This window comes from Pseudomonas sp. FBCC-B1565, from assembly GCF_059133265.1.
Map to the genome: position 1 here is coordinate 70,835 of NZ_CP101438.1, position 22,909 is coordinate 93,743.

Annotated in this window: 20 protein-coding genes; 13 read left to right on the top strand and 7 right to left on the bottom strand. The window is 61.3% G+C overall.

Going from position 1 to position 22,909, the window contains the following annotated elements; all coding sequences use genetic code 11:
• The first annotated feature begins 50 nt into the window (after positions 1-50).
• Complete coding sequence (locus NL123_RS00270) at positions 51-1,253, top strand: N-acetylmuramoyl-L-alanine amidase (protein ID WP_248485438.1); 1,203 nt, start codon at positions 51-53, stop codon at positions 1,251-1,253.
• Here NL123_RS00270 and NL123_RS00275 read toward each other — a convergent pair.
• On the bottom strand, positions 1,250-1,618 hold the full coding sequence (locus tag NL123_RS00275; RefSeq protein WP_071494687.1) for a glutamine synthetase: 369 nt from the start codon (positions 1,616-1,618) through the stop codon (positions 1,250-1,252). The two genes, NL123_RS00270 and NL123_RS00275, sit on opposite strands and share 4 nt — an antisense overlap.
• A gap of 127 nt (positions 1,619-1,745) precedes the next feature.
• Here NL123_RS00275 and dksA point away from each other — a divergent pair, with 127 nt between their 5' ends.
• Genes dksA through NL123_RS00295 form a run of 4 tightly spaced genes read left to right on the top strand, consistent with a single transcriptional unit; the run spans position 1,746 to position 5,037 of the window.
• Positions 1,746-2,150 (top strand): RNA polymerase-binding protein DksA, encoded by a 405-nt coding sequence (gene dksA, locus NL123_RS00280; protein WP_248485437.1) that lies wholly within the window; start codon positions 1,746-1,748, stop codon positions 2,148-2,150.
• Between the two features lie 27 nt (positions 2,151-2,177).
• Complete coding sequence (zigA, locus tag NL123_RS00285; protein WP_092241563.1) at positions 2,178-3,386, top strand: zinc metallochaperone GTPase ZigA; 1,209 nt, start codon at positions 2,178-2,180, stop codon at positions 3,384-3,386.
• Positions 3,386-4,030 (top strand): DUF1826 domain-containing protein, encoded by a 645-nt coding sequence (locus NL123_RS00290; protein ID WP_248485435.1) that lies wholly within the window; start codon positions 3,386-3,388, stop codon positions 4,028-4,030. The genes zigA and NL123_RS00290 overlap by 1 nt, the downstream gene beginning before the upstream one ends.
• Before the next feature lie 44 nt (positions 4,031-4,074).
• The gene (locus NL123_RS00295) at positions 4,075-5,037 is read left to right on the top strand and encodes a CobW family GTP-binding protein (RefSeq protein ID WP_494357024.1); all 963 of its coding nucleotides are present in this window, start codon (positions 4,075-4,077) and stop codon (positions 5,035-5,037) included.
• Here NL123_RS00295 and NL123_RS00300 read toward each other — a convergent pair.
• Entirely contained in the window at positions 5,031-5,426 is a 396-nt protein-coding gene (locus NL123_RS00300) for a DUF3301 domain-containing protein (protein ID WP_058424321.1), read from the bottom strand. The genes NL123_RS00295 and NL123_RS00300 overlap by 7 nt on opposite strands.
• 117 nt (positions 5,427-5,543) lie before the next feature.
• Between NL123_RS00300 and pdxY the strand changes: the two genes are divergently transcribed.
• Both pdxY and NL123_RS00310 read left to right on the top strand, forming a co-directional pair.
• Positions 5,544-6,416, top strand: a complete 873-nt coding sequence (gene pdxY / locus NL123_RS00305) for a pyridoxal kinase PdxY (protein ID WP_071494682.1) — start codon at positions 5,544-5,546, stop codon at positions 6,414-6,416.
• 82 nt (positions 6,417-6,498) lie between these two features.
• Positions 6,499-7,527, top strand: coding sequence for a hypothetical protein (locus NL123_RS00310; protein ID WP_494357025.1), 1,029 nt, complete (start codon positions 6,499-6,501; stop codon positions 7,525-7,527).
• Between the two features lie 36 nt (positions 7,528-7,563).
• Here NL123_RS00310 and NL123_RS00315 read toward each other — a convergent pair whose 3' ends face one another.
• Positions 7,564-8,049, bottom strand: coding sequence for an acyl-CoA thioesterase (locus NL123_RS00315; protein ID WP_033897247.1), 486 nt, complete (start codon positions 8,047-8,049; stop codon positions 7,564-7,566).
• A gap of 291 nt (positions 8,050-8,340) precedes the next feature.
• Between NL123_RS00315 and NL123_RS00320 the strand changes: the two genes are divergently transcribed.
• Positions 8,341-10,104: a cation:proton antiporter gene (locus NL123_RS00320; protein ID WP_058424318.1), complete on the top strand. Its 1,764-nt coding sequence runs from the start codon at positions 8,341-8,343 to the stop codon at positions 10,102-10,104.
• A gap of 85 nt (positions 10,105-10,189) precedes the next feature.
• Here the strand turns inward: NL123_RS00320 and NL123_RS00325 are convergent, their stop codons facing one another.
• The 3 genes from NL123_RS00325 to uvrD form a co-directional block, all read right to left on the bottom strand.
• Positions 10,190-10,597, bottom strand: coding sequence for an SMI1/KNR4 family protein (locus tag NL123_RS00325; RefSeq protein ID WP_028618538.1), 408 nt, complete (start codon positions 10,595-10,597; stop codon positions 10,190-10,192).
• A 135-nt stretch (positions 10,598-10,732) separates the two neighbouring features.
• Positions 10,733-11,602, bottom strand: a complete 870-nt coding sequence (locus NL123_RS00330; protein ID WP_494357026.1) for a Tim44 domain-containing protein — start codon at positions 11,600-11,602, stop codon at positions 10,733-10,735.
• A 189-nt stretch (positions 11,603-11,791) separates the two neighbouring features.
• Positions 11,792-13,975, bottom strand: a complete 2,184-nt coding sequence (gene uvrD / locus NL123_RS00335) for a DNA helicase II (RefSeq protein WP_071494679.1) — start codon at positions 13,973-13,975, stop codon at positions 11,792-11,794.
• 246 nt (positions 13,976-14,221) lie between these two features.
• Between uvrD and NL123_RS00340 the strand changes: the two genes are divergently transcribed.
• The 3 genes from NL123_RS00340 (at position 14,222) to NL123_RS00350 (ending at position 18,536) form a co-directional block, all read left to right on the top strand.
• Positions 14,222-17,095: an EAL domain-containing protein gene (locus NL123_RS00340; protein ID WP_248485426.1), complete on the top strand. Its 2,874-nt coding sequence runs from the start codon at positions 14,222-14,224 to the stop codon at positions 17,093-17,095.
• 161 nt (positions 17,096-17,256) lie between these two features.
• Positions 17,257-18,123 (top strand): transcriptional regulator HexR, encoded by an 867-nt coding sequence (gene hexR, locus NL123_RS00345; RefSeq protein WP_003177007.1) that lies wholly within the window; start codon positions 17,257-17,259, stop codon positions 18,121-18,123.
• A 215-nt stretch (positions 18,124-18,338) separates the two neighbouring features.
• Positions 18,339-18,536, top strand: a complete 198-nt coding sequence (locus NL123_RS00350; RefSeq protein WP_248485424.1) for a PA3496 family putative envelope integrity protein — start codon at positions 18,339-18,341, stop codon at positions 18,534-18,536.
• Here the strand turns inward: NL123_RS00350 and NL123_RS00355 are convergent.
• Positions 18,466-19,440, bottom strand: a complete 975-nt coding sequence (locus tag NL123_RS00355) for a LysR family transcriptional regulator (protein WP_248485423.1) — start codon at positions 19,438-19,440, stop codon at positions 18,466-18,468. The genes NL123_RS00350 and NL123_RS00355 overlap by 71 nt on opposite strands.
• A gap of 195 nt (positions 19,441-19,635) precedes the next feature.
• Between NL123_RS00355 and NL123_RS00360 the strand changes: the two genes are divergently transcribed.
• A complete protein-coding gene (locus tag NL123_RS00360) occupies positions 19,636-21,051 on the top strand; it encodes an acetyl-CoA carboxylase biotin carboxylase subunit (RefSeq protein ID WP_003195732.1) in 1,416 nt (471 codons plus the stop codon).
• Positions 21,052-21,062: 11 nt separating this feature from the next.
• Positions 21,063-22,871, top strand: coding sequence for a sodium-extruding oxaloacetate decarboxylase subunit alpha (oadA, locus tag NL123_RS00365; RefSeq protein WP_058424313.1), 1,809 nt, complete (start codon positions 21,063-21,065; stop codon positions 22,869-22,871).
• Positions 22,872-22,909: the final 38 nt, after the last annotated feature.

Consider the following 22,909-nt stretch of genomic DNA (forward strand, 5'->3'; position numbering starts at 1 on the left):
CTTTTTTCAGTCATGTCGAGCAGGGACGCTCCTTTTTGCGGTAACTTTTCATGCACAGACGTCAGCTTCTTAACCTGCTTCTGGCCAGCCCTCTTTTCACCTTGCCATTCGCGGCCCACGCCACGCAGATCAGCAACGCCCGCCTGTGGCGCTCGGACGACAAGCTGCGGCTGGTGTTCGACCTCAGCGGCCCGGTGCAATACAAGACCTTCACCCTGAGCGCGCCGGAGCGCCTGATCATCGACCTCAGCGGCGCCGGCCTCAGCGGTGATTTCTCTCAGTTGGCGTTGAAGAACAGCGGCATCACCTCGATTCGCTCTGGGCATTTTGGTAAAGGCGATACGCGCATCGTGCTGGACCTGGTCGCACCGATGCAGCTCAACAGCTTTCTATTGCCGCCCCAGGACGGCCAGGGTCATCGCCTGGTGCTGGACCTGACCAACGCCACCCAGGCGCCTCGCCAGATTGCCGCCGAACCTGCGCCGCGCGTGGATAAGGCGCACCCCAAGCGCGACATCATTGTGGTGGTGGACCCCGGCCACGGCGGCAAGGACCCGGGCGCGGTCGGGTCCAAGGGCCAGCGCGAAAAAGACGTGGTGCTGTCCATCGCGCAACTGTTGGCCAAACGCTTGAAGCGCGAGAAGGGCTTTGATGTGAAGTTGGTGCGCAACGATGACTTCTTCGTACCGCTGCGCAAACGGGTGGAGATCGCTCACAAGCACAATGCCGACATGTTTATCTCCGTGCATGCGGACGCGGCACCGCGCATTACTGCCTCGGGCGCGTCGGTGTATGCCTTGTCCGAAGGCGGCGCGACGTCCGCCACGGCGAGGTTCATGGCGCAGCGGGAAAACGGTGCCGATTTGCTTGGCGCCACCAGCCTGCTGAATCTGAAGGACAAGGACCCGATGCTCGCCGGGGTGATCCTGGACATGTCGATGAACGCCACCATCGCCTCCAGCCTGCAACTGGGCAATTCGATCCTGGGCAGCCTGGAAGGCATCACCAGCCTGCATCAGAAACGCGTGGAACAGGCGGGATTCGCGGTGCTCAAGTCACCCGACGTGCCATCGATTTTGGTGGAAACCGGGTTTATTTCCAATGCGCGGGACAGCGCGCGGCTGGTCACCGCGCGGCATCAACAGGCAGTTGCCGATGGGTTGTTCGAAGGCTTGAAAAAGTATTTCCAGAAGAACCCACCGATGAACAGCTACATGGCGTGGGTGCAGGAACAGAAGAACGCCCAGGTCTAGCAACCCGTTATACGGCTGCAGGTGAATTTGGCGCTGGCGCCACCCGAACTGGAAAACCGGTTGAGGGTGGTCCAGCCCACGCGCCGCGTGTAGCCGACCCACGCCTCACCATCCGACGCCAACCCGGTAAAGAACGTCAGCTGCCCGTAGCGGCTGTTGGTCTGCGCCCAGTAGCGCTTGCCGATCACCTCATACCCGCGCAAATACGTGGTACTGCCGACGGTCGCCACGCTGTAGGCATTGCCCAATGGATCCACACAAGCCAGCAGGTTGGCGCTGCGCGTGCAGTGGGCCAACAGGCTGGGGGCCTGGGCGCAGGCAGGTCCCGCCGCAGCCAAAAACAGGGCGCACACCAGGTATTTCATCAGGTTTCTCGCGGCAGGGAAGTGTTCAAGCATTGCGCCCTTCGTCGTGGTGAGCAAGAGGGTATTGGCTTATTTGTATTGTTATACTATAACATAAAAGCACAGCCTGACCCGTGAACCGCTCTCCATGACCGAACAAGACCTGCTGGCCCAGCTGCCCGACGACTACATGAATGAGGCCCAACAAGGCTTCTTCCGTGAGTTGCTGCTGGCCCAACGCAAAGAGCTGCAAGCGCGTATCGACGCCCAATTCCTGCTGCTGCGCGAGCAGGAAACCAACAGCGACCCGGCCGATGTCGGTAGCGCTGAAGAACAGCGTCAATGGCAACTGCGCCTGCTGGAGCGGGAAAAGAAGCTGCTGGACAAGATCGACGACGCCCTCGAATTGCTGGCGCGCGGCGAGTACGGCTGGTGCCGCGAGACTGGCGAGCCCATCGGCCTGAAGCGCTTGTTGCTGCGTCCTACCGCCACCCTGTGTATCGAAGCCAAAGAACGTGAAGAGCTGCGCGAACGCCATAAACGGGCGATTTGACCGGCCAACCCTGATGAGGAATACCTGATGCCCAATCGCCTCCCCGTTACTGTGTTGTCCGGCTTTCTCGGCGCCGGTAAAAGCACGCTGCTTAACTATGTCCTGCGCAACCGCGAAAATCTGCGGGTGGCGGTGATCGTCAACGATATGAGCGAAATCAACATCGATGGCAGCGAAGTCCAGCGCGACGTCACCCTCAACCGTGCCGAAGAAAAACTGGTGGAGATGAGCAACGGCTGCATCTGCTGCACCTTGCGTGAAGACTTGCTGGAAGAAGTCGGAAAACTCGCCAAGGAAGGTCGCTTCGATTACCTGCTGATCGAATCCACCGGCATCTCCGAGCCCTTGCCGGTGGCCGAGACCTTCACCTTTCGTGACGAGAACGAGCAAAGCCTGGCCGACATCGCCCGTCTGGACACCATGGTCACCGTGGTCGACGGCATGAACTTCCTGCTCGACTACCAGGCCGCCGAAAGCCTGGCCTCGCGCGGTGAAACCCTCGGTGAAGAAGACGAGCGCTCCATCACCGACCTGCTGATCGAGCAGATCGAATTCGCCGACGTGATCCTTATCAGCAAGATCGACCTGATCAGCAGCCGCGAACGTGAAGAGTTGATGGCAATCCTCGAGCGCCTCAACGCCCAGGCGGAAATCATCCCGATGGTCATGGGCGAAGTGCCGCTGAACAAGATCCTCAACACCGGCCGTTTCGACTTCGAGCGCGCCGCCCAGGCGCCGGGCTGGCTGCAGGAATTGCGCGGTGAACATGTGCCGGAAACCGAGGAATACGGCATCGCCTCCACCGCTTACCGCGCGCGCCGCCCGTTTCATCCGCAGCGCTTTTTCGACTTTATCGACCGCCCCTGGGTCAACGGCAAACTGCTGCGCTCCAAGGGGTTTTTCTGGCTGGCCAGCAAACACCAGGATGCGGGCAGTTGGTCCCAGGCCGGTGGCCTGATGCGTCATGGGTTTGCCGGCCGCTGGTGGCGCTTTGTGCCCAAAAGCCAATGGCCTCAGGACGAAGAGAGCATCGCGGCGATCATGGGCAACTGGCAACTGAGCACTGGCGACTGCCGCCAGGAGCTGGTGTTTATCGGCCAGAACATCGACTTCACCCGAATGCGCGCCGAGTTGGATGCGTGCTTGCTCACCGATGAAGAAATGGCCCTGGGCGTCGAAGGCTGGCGCCTGCTGGCCGACCCTTTTGGCCCCTGGTATGAGGAGGCAGCCGCCTGATGCTGGCCCCGGTGATTCCCCTGCGTCCCGTGATTCGCCAGACCTGCGGTGACACCCCGCTGGCGCTGTCCGATATCCTCGAAGACGGCGTCAACCTGGCGCTGTGGCAGCGTCAGTTGCCGCTGCACATCGCCGAGTTCGGCGCCTTGTTGGTGTCGCTCAACGAGCCGTTGGCCGACTCCATGGTCATCGAGCTCAACAATGAAGATGCCGAGCCCAACTTGCAGGGTTTGGCGTCCAGTTGTCGTGATCTTGAGGGCTACGAAGGCTTTATCGCCGATGTGTCGTGGCTGGTCAGTGCGTTCGCCTGCCTGCTCGGCGCCAAGCGGATCGGCGTGCGCCTGCGTCTGTTGGATAAAGCCATGTGCCCGCGTTTTCACGTCGACCACGTGCCGGTGCGTCTGATCACCACCTATGCCGGGGTTGGCAGCCAGTGGTTGCGTGAAGGCGTGATGGACCGTCGCAAACTCAGCCAGCCGGACGCCGAACCCACCGAGCGTATCGAGCAGATCCACTGCGGCGAAGTGGCCTTGCTCAAGGGCACCAAATGGCATGGCAATGAAGGCCATGGCCTGATTCACCGTTCGCCCGCACTGAAGGCCGACGAGCGCCGCTTGATCCTGACACTGGATTGGCTCGCATAACCGCGTAGGATCAAACGCTCTACACGGTCCGAACGATGCCTCTCATGCTGCAGAACATTCCCACCCACGTGATTGCCGGGCCCTTGGGCGCCGGCAAGACCAGCCTCATCCAGCACCTGCTCGCCCAACGCCCAGCCAATGAGCGTTGGGCTGTGTTGATCAACGAGTTCGGGCAGATCGGCCTGGACGCTGCCTTGCTCACGCAAGATGACGACGGCATTGCCTTGGGCGAAGTTGCGGGAGGTTGCCTGTGTTGTGTGAATGGCGCTCCGTTCCAAGTAGGCTTGGGTCGCTTGTTGCGTAAGGCCAAGCCTGATCGGTTGTTTATCGAACCCTCGGGCCTGGGTCATCCGGCGCAGTTGCTCAAGCAGTTGCGCGAAGCGCCGTGGCACAACGTGCTGGCCGTCCAGCCGTGCGTGCTGGTGCTGGATGCGCAAGCGCTGGCGGCGGGCAAACCCTTGCCCCCAGCGCAGCAGGAAGCGTTGGCGAGTACCGGGTTGCTGGTATTGAACAAGGACGAAGCACTGAATGCAGCGCAGCGCGAGGTGATCGAGCGCCAGTTACCCGAATGCCCGCTTTACTGGACTCGCCAGGCGCATCTACCGCTGGCGCATTTACCTGGCCTTGACGCACGGGCTGTTGCGGCTGTGGGTAACTTCGCCGTGCCCACAGGCCTGGGGCAAATGCCGGCTATCTGGACCGATCCTGACCAACCCATTTGCCTGAGTCAGGCTCAAGAGGGCGGTTGGAGCATTGGCTGGCGCTGGCACCCCAGCCAGCAGTTCGACACCCCGCAGCTGCATAACTGGCTTACAAGCCTTGATTGGCGCCGCGCCAAGCTGGTTATCCACAGTGCCGAAGGCTGGGTGTCCGCCAACGCTGTGGATAACGGCCCGCTCAGCTGGCAACCCAGCGAATGGCGCCGCGATTCGCGTATCGAATTGATCTTCAGCGAGCCACAGGACGTGGATGTGTTACAGCGTGCGCTGGCCGCCAGTCGTCAGTGACGGTTCTTGGACGCATGGTCCTGGCGCCACTGGCTCAGCTCAATCACCTCGGCACTGGGCAGCGGCGTCTTGATCTCGAACGGGTAGGGCGCCAGTTCGATCTGCGCACTGTGGGCACCGAACTGGGTGATAGTCCCTGGATGGCGGGTTTCACCGGTCACGGTGAACTCGAAGTTGTAGATGCGCGCCAGGCGCCGCCGACCGTTGGCATCCTTTACAAAGCCGATGCGCTTGAGTGCCACCGCACCGTCCAGCAGTTCGATGTCGAGCTTGGCGCAATGTTGCTTGACCCGCTCCAGCGCCCGCTCGCGCAGGCCGTGGTTATGCCATACCCAGGCGGCACCGGTCGCCAGCAGCATCAACACGAACATGTTTCCCAGGGTCAGCATGCGAAAAACTCCAACAAAGTGAGAGCAGCTTAACTGTGTCGCCGGTCTGTCGTACAGGCTGCGTTTAGTCGCATACTGCGCGGCCAGAATTTCATTGGTTTTACGGAAATCTCCCGCATGAAACGCACACCTCATCTGCTTGCGATCCAGTCTCATGTGGTCTTTGGCCACGCCGGAAACAGCGCCGCCGTGTTCCCCATGCAGCGCGTGGGGGTGAACGTGTGGCCGCTGAACACGGTGCAGTTCTCCAACCACACCCAGTATGGCCAATGGGCGGGAGAAGTGTTGGCGCCACAGCAGATTCCCGCGTTGGTGGAAGGCATTGCCGCCATCGGCGAGCTGGGCAATTGCGATGCGATTCTGTCCGGCTACCTGGGCAGCGCCGATCAGGGCCGGGCGATTCTGACCGGCGTGGCGCGCATCAAGGCCATCAACCCCAAGGCCCTGTACCTGTGCGACCCGGTGATGGGGCATCCCGAAAAGGGCTGCATCGTGCCCCAGGAAGTCAGCGATTTCCTACTGGACGAAGCCGCGGCCATGGCCGACTTCCTGTGCCCCAACCAGTTGGAGTTGGACAGCTTTGCCGGGCGCAAGCCGCAATCGCTGTTCGATTGCCTGGCCATGGCCAAGGCGTTGCTGGCGCGTGGGCCGAAGGCCGTATTGGTCAAACACCTGGATTATCCAGGCAAGTTGCCGGACGGTTTCGAGATGCTACTGGTGACCGCCGATGGTAGCTGGCATTTGCGCCGGCCGCTGCTGGCGTTCCCCCGTCAGCCGGTGGGCGTCGGCGATTTGACCTCGGGGCTGTTTCTGGCGCGTGTTCTGTTGGGCGACAGCCTGCTCGCCGCCTTCGAATTCACCGCCGCAGCGGTCCATGAAGTGCTGTTGGAAACCCAGGCCTGCGCCAGTTACGAACTGGAGCTGGTGCGCGCCCAGGACCGCATTGCCCATCCTCGCGTGCGTTTCGAAGCCACGCCTATCGGGTTGTAGGAATATTCCTGATTGAGCCAGGCAAAGGGCGTCCGGTACTATCGGGCGCCTCTTAGTCCCCTGTGCTTTTCAAGGAAGAACCATGTCCCCCGTATTCCCGTCGCCACGGGCACTGACCGCCCTGGTGCTGACATCGTTGCTGGCCGGTTGCAGTGTGAACGGTACTTACCCTGACGCCACCGAGCCGGACGCTGCCAAGCTGCGCTTCATCTCCAATACCTCCAATACCACCATCGACGTCTACGATGCGCAGCATTGCATGGGCCAGACCACCGGCATGCTCAACAATATTTTCCTGGTCGATACCCGGCGGCGTGTCGGCATGTCGGTGCCCCCGCCGGCCAAGGCCCGGGGCTTGCTGGAGTTCAAGCTGGGACCCGGCAAGGAAACCATGTTGATGATCAACACCAATGGCGGCAGCTATGTCTGCGGCAAATCAATGAGCATCACGCCAAAGGCCGGGGAAGAGTACGAAGTGACCTTCGATATGGCGCGTGGCATCTGCACGACCTCGTTGCAGCGCCTGACGCGCTCGGGTGGCAAAGATGTGCGCATTCCACAGCCGATATTCGAGAACGGCATGCCATCGTGCGCGGGCAAAAGCCCGATATTCGGCAAGGTGATCCCGGATACGCCACACCGTACCGCGCTGATCAACGCGATCGTTGAAACCCATATGCAACTCATCACGTTGATGGAGCCTGACACCGCGCAGCGTCCGCAAGCCGTCGAAGAGTCAATCGCCGAGCGCAAGGCGCGATTCGGCTCATTCACGCCACCTGACGACTATTGGGTTCAGTACCGTCAGAACTATGCACTGGTGAATCAGGAAATGGCCGGCCGCAAGGCGCGTACCCTGGCGCTTTATGAGCGGGTTTACCGCATGCGCCTGAGCGGCACCGAAGATGCCATCCTGGAGCAATGGCAGAACCCGACGGACGCCGCCGTGGTCGAGCGCGTCAAGGCGAACGACAAGTTGATGGCGCAGTACTACAAAAACACCAGCAAAGCGGTGATGGTGGACATCGTGAACCATCATATGGAGCGCATGAGCCAGTTGGACCAGCGCTTTGATGTCTGTGCCCACGATGATCAGTGCTGGCGATTGTAGGAGCGCGGTTGTTCGCTCCTACAACGGGGAAAGGGCCTACAGCGCGTCTGCCTTGATTTCCTGGTAGCGCTTTTCCAGTTCCTGACGGATCTGCCGGCGCTGCTGGGCTTGCACGAACCGGCGCTTGTCTTCGCTGTTCTGTGGTTGCAGCGGGGGCACGGCGGCCGGTTTGCGCTGGTCGTCCACCGCGACCATGGTGAAGAAGCAGCTGTTGGTATGGCGCACCGAGCGTTCGCGGATGTTCTCGGTCACCACCTTGATGCCCACCTCCATCGAGGTGTTGCCGGTGTAGTTGACCGACGCGAGGAAGGTCACCAGCTCGCCGACATGGATCGGCTCGCGGAAGATCACCTGGTCCACCGACAGCGTGACCACATAGCGGCCGGCATAACGGCTCGCGCAGGCGTAGGCCACTTCGTCGAGGTACTTGAGCAGGGTGCCGCCGTGGACATTGCCTGAGAAGTTGGCCATGTCAGGGGTCATCAATACCGTCATCGACAGCTGGGCGTTTCCGGGTTCCATAGCACACTCACGGGTTGTAGGCATTGGTTGGGGGGCACCTCTGCGGGTGCTGGAATCTTTGCAGCGCCATCCTTAACGGGACGCCGGTAGGCGGCTTGCCGTCACGCTTGTACCGATCTGTTTCCATATATTGCACCGGCTTTCCGGCGGAAGTCGCGGTGTTAACCTTCAAAAGCCCATCTCAGGGCATTTCTTACGATCAAGGCAGACTTTTCCTTCCGCACTTTGCGACATTTCAAAGGCGCGCGCGGAAGTGGGAAAAGCGCCAGTACCCTCAAGGAGCCCCTCGCCATGCACGCCATCAGCTTTATCCAGGACTTGGCCGTGATCATGCTGGTGGCAGGGGTTGTCACCATCCTGTTTCACCGCCTCAAGCAGCCGGTGGTGCTGGGCTACATCGTCGCCGGGTTCATTATCGGCCCGCACACCCCGCCGTTCGGCCTGATCCACGACGAAGACACCATCAAGACCCTCGCCGAGCTGGGGGTGATCTTCCTGATGTTCTGCCTGGGCCTGGAGTTCAGCCTGCGCAAGCTGTTCAAGGTCGGCGCCACCGCGTTCATCGCGGCCTTCCTGGAAATCATCCTGATGATCTGGATCGGCTACGAAATCGGTCGCTGGTTCGACTGGAACACCATGGATTCACTGTTCCTCGGCGCGATCCTGGCGATTTCCTCGACCACCATCATCGTCAAGGCGCTCAACGACCTGAAGATGAAGAACCAGCGTTTCGCTCAACTGATTTTTGGCGTGCTGATCGTCGAGGACATCCTCGGCATTGGCATCATCGCCTTGCTGTCGAGCATTGCCGTCAGCGGTACGGTCAGCTCCGGCGAGGTGTTCTCCACAGTCGGCAAGCTCTCGCTGTTCATGATTGTCGCGCTGGTCATCGGCATTTTGCTGGTACCGCGTTTGCTGGCCTACGTGGCCAAATTCGAAAGCAACGAGATGTTGCTGATCACCGTACTGGGGTTGTGTTTCGGTTTCTGCCTGCTGGTGGTCAAACTGGAATACAGCATGGTGCTGGGCGCGTTCCTGATCGGCGCAATCATGGCCGAATCTCGGCAGTTGATTAAGATCGAGCGCCTGATCGAGCCAGTTCGCGACATGTTCAGTGCTATCTTCTTTGTCGCCATCGGCTTGATGATCGACCCGCAGATCCTACTGCAATACGCCTGGCCGATTGCGGTGATCACCGTGGCCGTGGTGCTGGGCAAGATGCTGTCCTGCGGCCTGGGGGCGTTTATCGCCGGCAATGACGGCCGCACCTCACTGCGCGTGGGCATGGGGCTGTCACAGATTGGCGAGTTTTCGTTCATCATCGCGGCGCTGGGGATGACGCTGCAGGTGACCAGTGATTTCCTCTACCCGGTGGCGGTAGCGGTTTCGGCCATCACCACACTGCTCACGCCGTACCTGATTCGCGGTGCCGACCCGCTGTCGTTGAAGATCGCGTCGGTCATGCCCCAGCGTATGAGCCGAGTATTCGGCATGTATGGCGAATGGCTGCGCAGCATTCAACCCCAGGGCGAGGGGGCGATGCTGGCGTCGATGATCCGCAAGATCATCCTGCAAGTGGGCGTTAACCTGGCACTGGTGATTGCGATCTTCTTTGCCGGCGGCTTTTTCGCGGCGCGCATCGGTGGGTATCTGGAAGGCTGGATCAGCGATCCGAGCTGGCAGAAGGCGTTGATCTGGGGCGGGGCGTTGCTGTTGTCGCTGCCGTTCTTGATTGCGGCATACCGCAAGCTCAAGGCGCTGTCGATGCTGCTGGCGGAGATGAGCGTGAAGCCGGAAATGGCCGGGCGGCATACCCAGCGTGTGCGAAGGGTGATCGCGGAACTGATCCCGATCCTCTCGCTGCTGGTGATCTTCCTGCTATTGGCAGCCTTGTCGGCCAGTATTCTGCCGACCAACAAGTTGCTGGTGCTGATCGCCGTGGTCACGGCGGCGGTGGCGGCGGTGCTCTGGCGCTGGTTCATCCGCGTGCATACGCGGATGCAGGTTGCCTTGTTGGAGACGCTGGATAACCATAAGGATACGCCGGAGCATTGAGGGGATTTTTTGGGGGGGCTGCTTCGCAGCCCGACGCGGGGCAAGCCCGCTCACCACAGTAAGCCCCTTCAGCCATAGAGCCCGGTCAGCTTTCCAGCCAGACGTCCCGCGCCCAGTGCCACACCGATTCCCAGGTTTCTTCGGTGACGATTTCTTCTTCGCCGGACCACAGCACCACTGTGCCGTCTTCTTCGACGCAGTAGTAGTCGTCGCCGTCCTGGCAGATCGGGATCAGGCTGCGGTCGACACCGGCGTCCCAGGCGTTGGCGGCCACGTCCGGCAGGTAGGTGTGGGACTGCGGGTCGGTGACGGTCACCGGCTCGAGGCTGCCGTACACCACGTCGCTGACGGTCAGCAGGAATTCACGGAAGACAAACGGGATGTCGATGAACAGTTGTTCCTCGATCTCCACCAGTTGGTCTTCGTCAGGCAGCTCCAAGGGAACCGGGACCGGTTCGTTGGCTTCACGCAATTGTTCGATGATTTCTTCCACGGCCGGGATCCTCTTGCTAGATGGCGCGGTTTATAGGGGCGTTTTATACAGTAGCTCGCTATAAGTGCAACCGTGAAATAGAAAACCCCGGACAGGTCCGGGGTTTTTTGTATCTGTTTACCAAGCGTGCAGGGATCAGCCGTTCTGGCGGATACCGGCGACCAGCCATGGCTGGTTATCGCCCTGGGCACGTTCCATGTTCCAGCTTTCGCTGAACACTTCGCCCTGGTCGAAACGCGAGGACTTCGACACACCGCTGAAGGTCAGGGTGGCGATGGTCTTGTCGGCGCGATCATCCACACCGTCCAGTTGCACGCGCAGGTCGTCGATGTAAGTCGACTGGAATGCATCGCCAATCTCGGCGCGTTCGCGCTTGAGGAACTCCAGCAGTTGCGGGGTCACGAACTCGGCGATCTTGTCCATTTCGTTGGCGTCCCAGTGCTGTTGCAGGGACTGGAAGTGGCTGCGGGCCGCTTCGACGAAACGTTCTTCGTTGAACCAGGCCGGTGCGTTGATCACCGGACGGGCCGCAGCTGGCGCTGGCGAACCACCGAAGATCGAGCCCATGGCTGGTTTTTGCTCGAACACTTCACGCTGCATCGGCGCGCCGGCTGGAGCCATGTGCTCCTGCTGCTTGCGGCGACGGGCGGCGATAAAGCGGAAGACCAGGAAGGCGATGACCGCCATGATCAGGATGTCGAAGATCTGCATGCCCTGGAAGCCGCCGCCCATGAACATGGAGGCGAGCAGGCCACCGGCGGCGATGCCGGCAAGAGGGCCCAACCAGCGCGAAGCACCGCCGGCCTTGGCTGCAGCGCCTGCAGCACCGGCGGCGCCTGCGGTGGCCGCAGCACCGCCGGCACCGGCGGATGGAGCCATTTGGCTAGTCTGGTGAGTCGGTGCTGCGCCTGAGCTTTTGCCGCCACCGAAGCGTTTGGCGTTGGCGTCGAGGCTCATCGTCAGGCCGATGCACAACGCCATGGCGATGCTAAGAAAACGTTTCATAAAGGGAATTCCCATTTGTGGATTGCACGCGCGCCATGTTGCACAGGTGTGGTGACAGTGGCTAGCGGCATAATGTTTCGGGCTTTTGCGTAGGACCGATTCAGAGTGGTCTGTAGGACTTATTACAGATATTGGCCCGCGCTCGTTAAAAACAAGGGCGGGCCAAAAACCTTCATGTGGGCAAATGTTTCAAATGGCTTCGAGCTTCGCGTAACCCATCATCAGCCACTTGCTGCCTTCGGCGAAATTCACCTGCACGCGCGCCTGGGCACCCGCGCCTTCGAAATTGAGGATCACCCCTTCGCCGAATACCGAATGCCTGACCTGTTGGCCAAGGCTGAACTGGGTTTCCGGAATCTCGGAGCCGGCGAACATGCTGCTGGAGTTCTGCTGCTGTCCACCACCGAACGGGCGGCTGACGCTGTTGGACAGGCGCACTTCCTGGATCAGGCCCTTCGGTACTTCACGTACGAAGCGCGACACCTTGTTGTAGGTTTCGCTGCCGTACAGGCGTCGGGTTTCGGCGTAGGTCATCACCAGGTTCTGCATCGCCCGGGTGATGCCCACATAGGCCAGGCGGCGTTCTTCCTCAAGGCGGCCGGGCTCTTCCAGGCTCATCTTGTGCGGGAACAAGCCCTCTTCCATGCCCACCAGGAACACGTAAGGGAATTCCAGGCCCTTGGCGCTGTGCAAGGTCATCAGCTGGATGCTGTCTTCATGCTCATCGGCTTGGGTATCACCGGCTTCCAGCGACGCATGGCCGAGGAAGGCGGCAAGCGGGGTCAGCTCTTCATCTTCTTCGGTGTTTTCGAACGCACGGGCAGCGCTGACCAGTTCCTCAAGGTTTTCTACCCGGGCCTGGCCTTTCTCGCCTTTTTCCGCTTCGTGGTAGGCGATCAGCCCGGACTGCTCGATGACGGTCTGGGTCATCAAATGCAGGGGCATTTCCGCGCACTTGGCCGCCAGGTTCTCGATCAGCTCGACAAACACACCCAGCGCACCCGCCGCACGACCGGTCAGGCCTTTATTGGCGATGAGCAGGCGCATGGCTTCCCACATCGACACATCGGCGTGGCGTGCGTGGTCACGAATGGCTTCGACGGTTTTTTCGCCGATGCCACGGGCCGGGATATTGATCACCCGTTCCAGCGCCGCATCGTTGCCACGGCCTTCCAGCAAGCGCAGGTAAGCCATGGCGTTCTTGATCTCGGCCCGCTCGAAGAAGCGCTGGCCGCCATAGATGCGGTACGGGATACGTTCGCGTAGCAAGGCTTCTTCCAGGACCCGCGATTGGGCGTTGGAGCGGTACAGGATCGCGATGTCGCTGCGCGCCAGGCCGGTTTTCAGCGCACTTTCGATGGTTTCCACCACGTAGCGCGCTTCATCGTGTTCGTTGAACGCGGCGTACAGGTTGATCGCTTCGCCTTCGCCGCCGTCGGTCCACAGTTCTTTGCCCAGGCGCCCGGTGTTGTTGGCAATCAAGGCGTTGGCCGCCTTGAGGATTCCGGCAGTGGAGCGATAGTTCTGCTCCAGGCGGATGGTGACCGCGTCCGGGAAGTCTTCGGAATACTGGTAGATGTTCTCGATTTTCGCGCCACGCCAGCCGTAGATCGACTGGTCGTCGTCGCCCACCACCATCAGGCTGTCGCCACCTTTGGCCAGCAGGCGCAGCCAGGCGTACTGCACGGCGTTGGTGTCCTGGAACTCGTCCACCAGGATGTGGCGGAAACGTTTCTGGTAATGCGCCAGCAAGCCTGGGTTATCGCGCCACAGGTCGAGGGCGCGCAGCAGCAACTCGGAGAAGTCGATGACCCCGGCGCGCACGCAGGCGGCCTCGTAGGCCTCATAGATGCTGCGCATGGTGGCCAGGAACAGATCGCCGCTGGCCTGGATATGTTGCGGGCGCAGGCCTTCGTCTTTCTGGCCGTTGATAAACCATTGCGCCTGGCGTGCGGGCCAGCGTTGTTCGTCGAGGCCCAGCTCGCGGATCACCCGCTTGACCAGGCGTTGCTGGTCATCGCTGTCGAGGATCTGGAAGGTCTGGGCCAGGCCCGCTTCCTGCCAATGCGCCCGCAGCAAGCGGTGCGCCAGGCCGTGGAAAGTGCCTACCCACATGCCGGCCGGGCTGATGCCCATCAGCTGTTCGATGCGGTGGCGCATCTCGGCAGCGGCCTTGTTGGTGAAGGTCACCGACAGGATGGAATGCGGGGACGCGTTTTCGACCTGGATCAACCAGGCGATACGGTGCACCAGCACTCGGGTTTTACCGGAGCCAGCACCGGCCAGGACCAACTGACGGCCAACGGGGGCCGCTACGGCCTGGCGTTGGGCATCGTTGAGGGAGTTCAGCAAAAGGGAGAGATCATCGCGCATCGGCGCATTCTATGGCCCCCGGGGAAGTGGGGCAAATGCCAATGCCGGGTGGTCGACGGAAAACCTTCGGGGTGATGACCGGTCGGTCGATGGCCGCAGCCCGCGCAGCGTCTCGCTCAAGCCGTCTGGCCCGGAAGTTTGCGCGGCATGAGCGTGCGGTTTTATGACATGGAGCAGTTTGGCCCAAGCGCTTGCTTGTGTATGCTCCGTCGACGTTTCGGGCTCACCATTATAAGAACACTGCCTATGACCCTTAGCACCGACCTGCTTGGCCCCTCGGCGGCTCCTGCGCAGGTTATCCGTAAACACTACGCCACGGAGATGGCGGTCGAGCGCACACGCCTGCTGTATCAAGGCTCGCTGCTGCCGACCCTGTTGATGTTGGTCAATGGCCTGGTCTGCGCCTGGCTACTGTGGAACCCCCAGCAATACCTGTTGGACAGCGTCTGGTTGGTCTGGCTGCTGGCCCTGGTGGCGATGCGTGTGATTCAGGTGGCCGCGTTTGACTCGGCGATGCCCAGCCGCCAGGCCCAACCGGTGTGGCAACGCATGTTCCTGCTCGGTTCGGCGGTCAGCGGCCTGACGCTGGCCACCGCCGCCATCGCCCTGGTGCCGGTGGACAGCTTCATGCAACAGGCCTGGGTGTTCGGCCTGATCGGCGCGGCGACCTTGTCGGCCAGCGTGGCATACGCCGTGAGCCTGCCGGCGTTCCTGTCCTTTGCCTTGCCGTGCCTGGTGCCGTCCATCCTCTACCTGTTCTGGAGTGGCGACCCGCAGCAGCGCGGCTGGGGTGTACTTGGCCTGATCCTGCTGGCGTCCTTGAGCCTGGTGGCGTGGCAGGTCAATCGCCTGATTCAGCGCGGGTTGTTGCGCCGCTTCCAGAACCAGGCGCTGATCGAGCACCTGCAACAGGCGCAGCAGCGCAGCGAGCAACTCAATCAGGAACTGGTGCGCGAAGTCGAGCAGCGTCGCCAAGTCGAACAGGAACTGCGCGAAGCCCAGACCGGCCTGCAAGACCGTGTGGCACAGCGCAGCCAGGAACTGGACGCCGCCAGCCTGGCCCTGAATAAAAGCGAAGCGCGCCTGGCCATGGCCCTGCAAGCCAGTGAACTGGGCCTGTGGGACTGGAACCTGCAAACCGACGAGGTCCATCACACCCAGCTCAAGGAGCTGTTCGGCCTGGAGCCGGAGTACGTAACGGCAATGCTCAGCCACCTCAAGCCGCGCCTGCACCCCGAAGACCTGCCGCTGCTCAAGCGTGCCCTGGTGGAACACCTCAAGGGCCGCAGCGAGGACTACCAGGTGGAATACCGCGTGCGCCATGGCGACGGGCACTGGGTGTGGATCGAAGACCGTGGCCGCGCCGTGGAGCGTGCGCCCAGCGGCCGGGTCACGCGCATGCTGGGGACGCGCCGCGATATCAGCGCCGGCAAGGCCCTGGAGGAACAGCAGCGGTTGGCCTCGACCGTATTTGAAGCCGCCAGCGAAGGCATTGTGATCCTTGATCCGGACTACAAGCTGATTGCCGTCAACCAAGCCTTCAGCCGTGTCACGGGGTTTGAAACCGACGACATGATTGGCCGCAACGTGGTGGAACTGCCCAGCAGCCGTGACGCCCGCCGCCATTTCCCGGTGATCCGCCAGGCGTTGCTCAGCCACGGCACGTGGCAGGGCGAATTGGTGGAGACACGCAAAAACGGCGAGCTGTATCCGCAGTGGCTGCAATTGAATGTCGTGCGTGATATTCGAGGAAAAGTCAGCCATATCGTGGGCTTCTTCGCCGATCTTTCAGCACGGCGTGAGTCCGAAGAGCGTATGCGCTACCTCACTCACTACGACGAACTGACCGGCCTGGCCAACCGCTCGCTGTTCCGCGAACGGTTGCGCGAAGCTCACCAGCGCGTACGCCAGGGTGGGCGCAGCCTGGCGTTGCTGCACATCAACCTGGACCGCTTCAAACTGCTCAACGACAGCCTGGGCCATGAAGTCGCCGACCAGTTGTTGCAGAAAATGGCGCGACGCTTAATCAACGCCTTGCCCGAGGCCGACACCATTGCACGGCTGTCGGGGGATGAGTTTGCTGTGTTGTTCGACGCCTACGGCAACCTGTCGAGCCTGGCGCGGGTCGCTACGCGGCTGCTGGCCAAACTGCGGGTGCCGGTGACGGTGGAGGGGCACGAGTTGGTGGTGAGTGCCTCCATGGGCGTCAGCCTGTTGCCGGACAACGCGCGGGAAATTTCCGCGTTGGTCAGCCAATCGAACATGGCCATGCAGCACGCCAAACACTTGGGCGGCAATAACTTCCAGTTTTACACCGACAGCCTGCAAGCCAGCACCCTGGAGCGCTTGCAGCTGGAAAACCACCTGCGCAAGGCCATCGAAGAGCGTCAGCTCACGGTGTTCTATCAACCGAAACTGTGCCTGGCCACTGGCAAGCTCAACGCGGCCGAGGCGCTGATCCGTTGGGAGCACCCGCAGTGGGGCATGGTGCCGCCGGGGGACTTTATCGGCCTGGCCGAAGAGACCGGCCTGATCGTACCCCTGGGCGAATTCGTGCTGCGCGAGGCCTGCTGGCAAGCCTGCGAGTGGCAGCGCCAGGGGTTGGCGCCGATCCGGGTATCGGTGAACCTCTCGGTACACCAACTGCGCCAGGGCAAGTTGGTCAGCCTGGTACGCCAGGTGCTCGAAGAAACCGGCCTGGACCCGCAATACCTGGAGCTGGAGCTGACCGAAAGCCAATTGCTCGACAGCGTCGAACACATCATCGCGACCTTCCAGCAACTGCGAGACCTGGGGGTGAAGCTGGCGATTGACGACTTCGGCACCGGCTATTCGTCACTCAGCTACCTCAAGCGCATTCCCGTGGACTACGTGAAGATCGACCAGACCTTCATCCGCGGCCTGGGCCAGGGGCGCGAAGACGCAGCCATCACTCGGGCAATCATCGCCATGGCCCACGGGCTGGCGCTGAAGGTAGTGGCGGAGGGCGTGGAAGATCAGCAGCAGCTGGATTTCCTGCGGGGCGAGCGTTGTGACGAAGTGCAGGGCTATTTGATCAGTCGGCCGATGCAGGCTGATGGGTTGGCAGATTTGTTACGGAAAAATGCAGAATTTCCTTAACGACGCTGGGGACGCCCCTGTGGCTACAACGCGGCTGCCCTTAGATTCAAAGGGGGGCAGGGCGATTTAGTGATGCGTCGGACGGGCAAAACGGCAATTCTTGTAGTATAACTACAAGCTTGCTACATCCCTGGCCCTGCCCATAACAAGAGTCCTGCCCTTTGAACCTGTTGCAACATATCGCCCAGTCGCGCCACCTGTTACGCAAATCGGAGCTCAAGGTTGCCGATCACGTGCTGCTTGACCCTGCGGCTGTGATGCACAGTTCCATGGCCGACCTGGCCCATAGCGTGGGTATCAGCGAACCGACCATCGTGCGATTCTGCCGCGCCATCGGTTGTTCCGGGTTCCAGGACTTGAAACTCAAGCTGGCGCAAAGCCTGGCCGCTGGCGCCAGCTTCGGCCAATTTGCGATCCATGAAGACGACTCTGTCGCCGACTACAGCCTGAAAATCTTCGACACCACCTTGCACACCCTCATGGAAGTGCGCGAGAAGCTCGACCCGGTGGAGTTGCAAAAGGCCGTGACGGCGATGTCCCAGGCCCAGCGCGTGGAGTTCTATGGCTTTGGTGCTTCGGGCGCGGTGGCAGCTGATGCCCAGCACAAATTCTTCCGTTTGCTGCTCACCGCCGCGGCCTACAGCGACCCGCACATGCAAGCCATGTCGGCGGTGACCTTGAAGCCTACGGACGTGGCCATCTGCATTTCCCAGTCGGGCCGCTCCAAAGACCTGCTGATCACCGCCAACCTGGTGCGTGAAAGTGGTGCATCGCTGATCACCCTGTGCCCAAGCCAGACGCCGTTGGCGGAACTGTCTACGGTCAACCTGGCGATCGACGTGCACGAAGACACCGAAATCTACACGCCGCTGACTTCGCGCATCGCCCACCTGGTGGTGATCGACGTGCTGGCGATGGGCGTGGCCATGGCGCGTGGGCCGAGCCTGGTCAACCACCTCAAGAGCGTGAAGCGCAGTCTGCGCAGCCTTCGCCTGTCACCGAAATCCGTCAAAGCCCTCGACGATTGACCTGAGGTCAAAATGTGGGAGGGGGCTTGCCCCCGATTACGGTGTATCAGTCACCAAATGCATTGGCTGACCCACTGCTATCGGGGGCAAGCCCCCTCCCACATTTGGATTTCCTACAGATCAGGAATGTTCATCGTCTTGTCATGCGTGTGCCGCCAAACCGTAACTCCCCAAGGCCATCCTGAACTCCCCGTACTCGCATTGGGAGACTCCAAATGGCCCGGACTTACGAAGACAGCAACAGCTCCGTCAAAACCCGTCGTCAGCAGGAAGACCAACGCCGCATGGCGTTCCGTCGCGCAATCGAAGACCGTTGTGAGGAGCGCCAGTTGCTCCAGAGCATCAGTGACTACCCGGAACTCCACTGGCAGGCACCCGCGGCTTCCCAGCGAAGCGCTCAGCCAGCACGCTGATCTGCACCCGTTCGCTGCGGATAAAGCCCAGGAACGCATGGGCCACCGGTGACAGGCGCTTGGCCTTGGCCTGCACCAGGCACCAACTGCGGTACAGCGGCAGTTCTTCCACCGGCAGCTCCTTGAGCCCGCCGGTGGCCAGCTCCATGTTGACCGCGTGGCGCGTCAACAGGGCCACGCCCAATCCTGCACAGACACACTCACGCTGCGCCTCGGCCGAGGCCACTTCCACCGTCTGGGTGAAGTGCACGCGTTTTTCCTTGAAGTACTCCTCGCAGGCCAGTCGCGTGCCGGAACCTGGTTCGCGCAGCAACAGCGTGTAGGGCTCCAGGTCCTGCAGGCGCAGCGGGCCTTGCAGGCTCAAGGGGTGGTCGGGAGGCGCCACAGCGACAATCGGGTTGTTGAGGAAGGGCAGGAATTCCAGGCCCATGTCCTGGGGCACCATGGACATGATCACCAGGTCGTCGCGGTTGTCCGAAAGCCGGCGAATCACCTGGGCGCGGTTCACCACCGTCAATTGCAACTGCACTTCCGGATGCTGACGCTTGAAGGCGGCGAACAGGTGCGGCACGAAGTACTTGGCGCTGGATTCAATCGCCAGTTTCAGCTGGCCCTGCAACGAACCCTGCATGTCCGAAAGCTGCATATCGAGGTTTTCCAGGCGCCCGAAGATGTCGCGACTGGCGCGCTGCAGGGCTTCGGCAGCCTCGGTCATGTAGAGCTTTTTGCCCACGTAATCGAACAGCGGCTGGCCGATCAGCTCTTCCAGTTGACGGATTTGCAGGCTGACGGCTGGTTGCGTGAGGGACATTTCCTCGGCCGCACGGCTGTAGGAGCGCAAATCGCACACCTCATGGAAGATCTGCAATTGACGCAATGTCAGTCGCATCAATGACTTACGCATTTTCTAATTCTCTCGCCACCGGCTGTTCGGACAACTATAAGTCTTTACTTATGCCCGACCCAATAATTATTGATTTTTGTTAATCCCTTGGCGGGCTTAGTGTGTGTCTCGCGACTGTCATGAAACATTTGGTCACGCGCCGACCCGGCTCCAGTGGGTCGAAGAACGCAGCAATCGGCTCAAGGGAATTTCCAAGTGATAAAAAAGATCCTGATCGCCAACCGTGGTGAAATTGCCGTACGAATCGTGCGTGCCTGCGCCGAGATGGGCATTCGCTCGGTCGCGGTCTACTCCGACGCCGACCGCCACGCGTTGCACGTCAAGCGTGCCGACGAAGCCCACAGCATCGGTGCCGAGCCCCTGGCCGGTTACCTGAACCCGCGCAAGCTGGTGAACCTAGCGGTGGAAACCGGCTGCGATGCGCTGCACCCCGGCTATGGCTTCCTGTCGGAAAACGCTGAACTGGCGGACATCTGCGCCGAACGCGGCATCAAATTCATTGGCCCATCGGCCGAAGTGATTCGCCGCATGGGCGACAAGACCGAAGCGCGCCGCAGCATGATCAAGGCCGGTGTGCCGGTCACGCCGGGCACCGAAGGCAACGTCGCGGATATCCACGAGGCACTCACCGAGGGCGACCGCATTGGTTACCCGGTGATGCTCAAGGCCACGTCCGGTGGTGGTGGTCGTGGTATCCGTCGTTGCAACAGCCGCGAAGAACTCGAACAAGCCTTCCCCCGCGTGATTTCCGAGGCCACCAAGGCCTTCGGCTCGGCGGAAGTGTTCCTGGAAAAATGCATCGTCAATCCCAAGCACATTGAGGCGCAGATCCTCGGTGACAGCTTCGGCAACGTGGTGCACCTGTTCGAGCGCGATTGCTCGATCCAGCGTCGCAACCAGAAGCTCATCGAAATCGCCCCAAGCCCGCAACTGACCCCGGAACAGCGCGCCTACATCGGCGACCTGTCGGTGCGAGCCGCCAAGGCTGTGGGCTACGAGAACGCCGGTACCGTGGAGTTCCTGCTCGCCGAGGGCGAGGTGTACTTCATGGAGATGAACACCCGGGTGCAGGTGGAACACACCATCACCGAAGAAATCACCGGGATCGACATCGTCCGCGAACAGATCCGCATCGCCTCCGGCCTGCCACTGTCGGTGAAGCAGGAAGACATCCAGCACCGTGGTTTCGCGTTGCAGTTCCGTATCAACGCCGAAGACCCGAAAAACAACTTCCTGCCCAGCTTCGGCAAGATAACCCGTTACTACGCACCCGGCGGTCCCGGCGTGCGTACGGACACGGCGATCTACACCGGCTACACCATCCCGCCGTTCTACGACTCTATGTGCCTGAAACTGGTGGTGTGGGCGTTGACCTGGGAAGAAGCCATGGACCGCGGCCTGCGCGCCCTGGATGACATGCGCCTGCAAGGCGTGAAGACCACTGCCGCCTACTACCAGGAAATCCTGCGCAACCCGGAATTCCGCAGCGGCCAGTTCAACACCAGCTTCGTGGAAAGCCACCCTGAGCTGACCAACTACTCGATCAAGCGCAAACCCGAAGAGCTGGCCCTGGCCATCGCCGCCGCCATCGCCGCCCACGCAGGCCTGTGAGGAATACAACAATGTCCAAGAAAATCTTTGTCACCGACACCATCCTGCGCGACGCCCACCAATCGTTGCTGGCGACCCGCATGCGCACCGACGACATGCTGCCGATCTGCGACAAGCTCGACAAAGTCGGCTACTGGTCCCTGGAAGTCTGGGGCGGCGCGACCTTCGACGCCTGCGTACGCTTCCTCAAGGAAGACCCGTGGGAGCGCCTGCGCAAACTGCGCGCCGCATTGCCCAACACGCGCCTGCAAATGCTGCTGCGCGGCCAGAACCTGCTGGGCTACCGTCACTACAGTGACGATGTGGTGAAGGCGTTCGTGGCCAAGGCGGCTGTGAATGGCATCGATGTCTTCCGCATTTTCGACGCCATGAACGACGTGCGTAACCTGCGCGTGGCCATCGAAGCGGTGAAAGCCGCCGGCAAGCATGCCCAAGGCACCATCGCCTACACCACCAGCCCGGTGCACACCGTTGAAGCCTTCGTGGCGCAGGCCAAGCAGCTGGAATCGATGGGTTGCGACTCCATCGCGATCAAGGACATGGCCGGCCTGTTGACCCCGTATGCCACCGGCGAGCTGGTCAAGGCGCTGAAGGCCGAGCAGAGTCTGCCGATCTTTATCCACTCGCATGACACTGCGGGTTTGGCCGCGATGTGCCAACTCAAGGCCATCGAGAACGGTGCTGACCATATCGACACCGCCATCTCCAGCTTCGCCTGGGGCACCAGCCACCCAGGGACCGAGTCGATGGTCGCCGCCCTTAAAGGCAGCGAGTTCGACACCGGCCTGAGCCTGGAGCTGCTGCAAGAGATCGGCCTGTACTTCTATGCCGTGCGCAAGAAGTACCACCAGTTCGAAAGCGAATTCACCGCGGTCGACACCCGTGTGCAAGTCAACCAGGTGCCGGGCGGGATGATTTCCAACCTGGCCAACCAGTTGAAAGAGCAGGGCGCCCTCAACCGCATGAGCGAAGTGTTGGCCGAGATCCCGCGCGTACGTGAAGACCTTGGCTTCCCGCCGCTGGTCACCCCGACCTCGCAGATCGTCGGCACCCAGGCGTTCTTCAACGTGCTGGCCGGCGAGCGTTACAAGACCATCACCAACGAAGTGAAGCTCTACCTGCAAGGCGGCTACGGCAAGGCGCCGGGCACGGTGAACGAGAAACTGCGGCGCCAGGCCATCGGCAGCGAAGAAGTGATCGACGTGCGCCCGGCCGACCTGCTCAAGCCGGAAATGACCAAGCTGCGCGGTGAAATCGGCGCGTTGGCCAAGTCCGAAGAAGACGTGCTGACCTACGCGATGTTCCCGGACATCGGGCGCAAGTTCCTCGAAGAACGCGACGCCGGCACCCTGGCGCCGGAAGTGCTGCTGCCGATCCCTGAAGCCGGCGGTGTGGCGCGTGCCGGTGGCGAAGGCGTGCCGACCGAGTTCGTCATCGACGTGCACGGTGAAAGCTACCGCGTGGACATCACCGGTGTTGGCGTGAAGGCCGAGGGCAAGCGTCACTTCTACCTGTCCATCGACGGCATGCCGGAAGAAGTGGTGTTCGAACCGCTCAATGAGTTCGTCAGCGGCGGCAGCAGCAACCGCAAGCACGCTACCGCGCCGGGCCATGTCAGCACAGCGATGCCGGGCAATATCGTCGATGTGCTGGTCAAGGAAGGCGACGTGGTCAAGGCCGGCCAGGCCGTGCTGATTACCGAAGCCATGAAGATGGAAACCGAAGTACAGGCCGCGATTGCCGGCAAGGTCACCGCCGTTCATGTGGCCAAGGGCGACCGGGTCAACCCTGGCGAAATCCTGATTGAGATCGAAGGCTGATACAGCCTTCGACACGACCGTTTAATCCTCGGGGGGGC

What these genes read in the sequence shown, in the direction of transcription:
- NL123_RS00270 (WP_248485438.1), top strand. Translation starts at nt 51, where the DNA reads ATGCACAGACGTCAGCTTCTTAACCTGCTTCTGGCCAGCCCTCTTTTC.
- NL123_RS00330 (WP_494357026.1), bottom strand. Translation starts at nt 11,602, where the DNA reads ATGAAACGTTTTCTTAGCATCGCCATGGCGTTGTGCATCGGCCTGACG.
- NL123_RS00290 (WP_248485435.1), top strand. Translation starts at nt 3,386, where the DNA reads ATGCTGGCCCCGGTGATTCCCCTGCGTCCCGTGATTCGCCAGACCTGC.
- uvrD (WP_071494679.1), bottom strand. Translation starts at nt 13,975, where the DNA reads ATGCGCGATGATCTCTCCCTTTTGCTGAACTCCCTCAACGATGCCCAA.
- NL123_RS00295 (WP_494357024.1), top strand. Translation starts at nt 4,075, where the DNA reads ATGCTGCAGAACATTCCCACCCACGTGATTGCCGGGCCCTTGGGCGCC.
- NL123_RS00300 (WP_058424321.1), bottom strand. Translation starts at nt 5,426, where the DNA reads ATGCTGACCCTGGGAAACATGTTCGTGTTGATGCTGCTGGCGACCGGT.
- NL123_RS00355 (WP_248485423.1), bottom strand. Translation starts at nt 19,440, where the DNA reads ATGCGTAAGTCATTGATGCGACTGACATTGCGTCAATTGCAGATCTTC.
- pdxY (WP_071494682.1), top strand. Translation starts at nt 5,544, where the DNA reads ATGAAACGCACACCTCATCTGCTTGCGATCCAGTCTCATGTGGTCTTT.
- dksA (WP_248485437.1), top strand. Translation starts at nt 1,746, where the DNA reads ATGACCGAACAAGACCTGCTGGCCCAGCTGCCCGACGACTACATGAAT.
- zigA (WP_092241563.1), top strand. Translation starts at nt 2,178, where the DNA reads ATGCCCAATCGCCTCCCCGTTACTGTGTTGTCCGGCTTTCTCGGCGCC.
- NL123_RS00340 (WP_248485426.1), top strand. Translation starts at nt 14,222, where the DNA reads ATGACCCTTAGCACCGACCTGCTTGGCCCCTCGGCGGCTCCTGCGCAG.
- NL123_RS00350 (WP_248485424.1), top strand. Translation starts at nt 18,339, where the DNA reads ATGGCCCGGACTTACGAAGACAGCAACAGCTCCGTCAAAACCCGTCGT.
- NL123_RS00275 (WP_071494687.1), bottom strand. Translation starts at nt 1,618, where the DNA reads ATGAAATACCTGGTGTGCGCCCTGTTTTTGGCTGCGGCGGGACCTGCC.
- oadA (WP_058424313.1), top strand. Translation starts at nt 21,063, where the DNA reads ATGTCCAAGAAAATCTTTGTCACCGACACCATCCTGCGCGACGCCCAC.
- NL123_RS00320 (WP_058424318.1), top strand. Translation starts at nt 8,341, where the DNA reads ATGCACGCCATCAGCTTTATCCAGGACTTGGCCGTGATCATGCTGGTG.
- NL123_RS00315 (WP_033897247.1), bottom strand. Translation starts at nt 8,049, where the DNA reads ATGGAACCCGGAAACGCCCAGCTGTCGATGACGGTATTGATGACCCCT.
- NL123_RS00310 (WP_494357025.1), top strand. Translation starts at nt 6,499, where the DNA reads ATGTCCCCCGTATTCCCGTCGCCACGGGCACTGACCGCCCTGGTGCTG.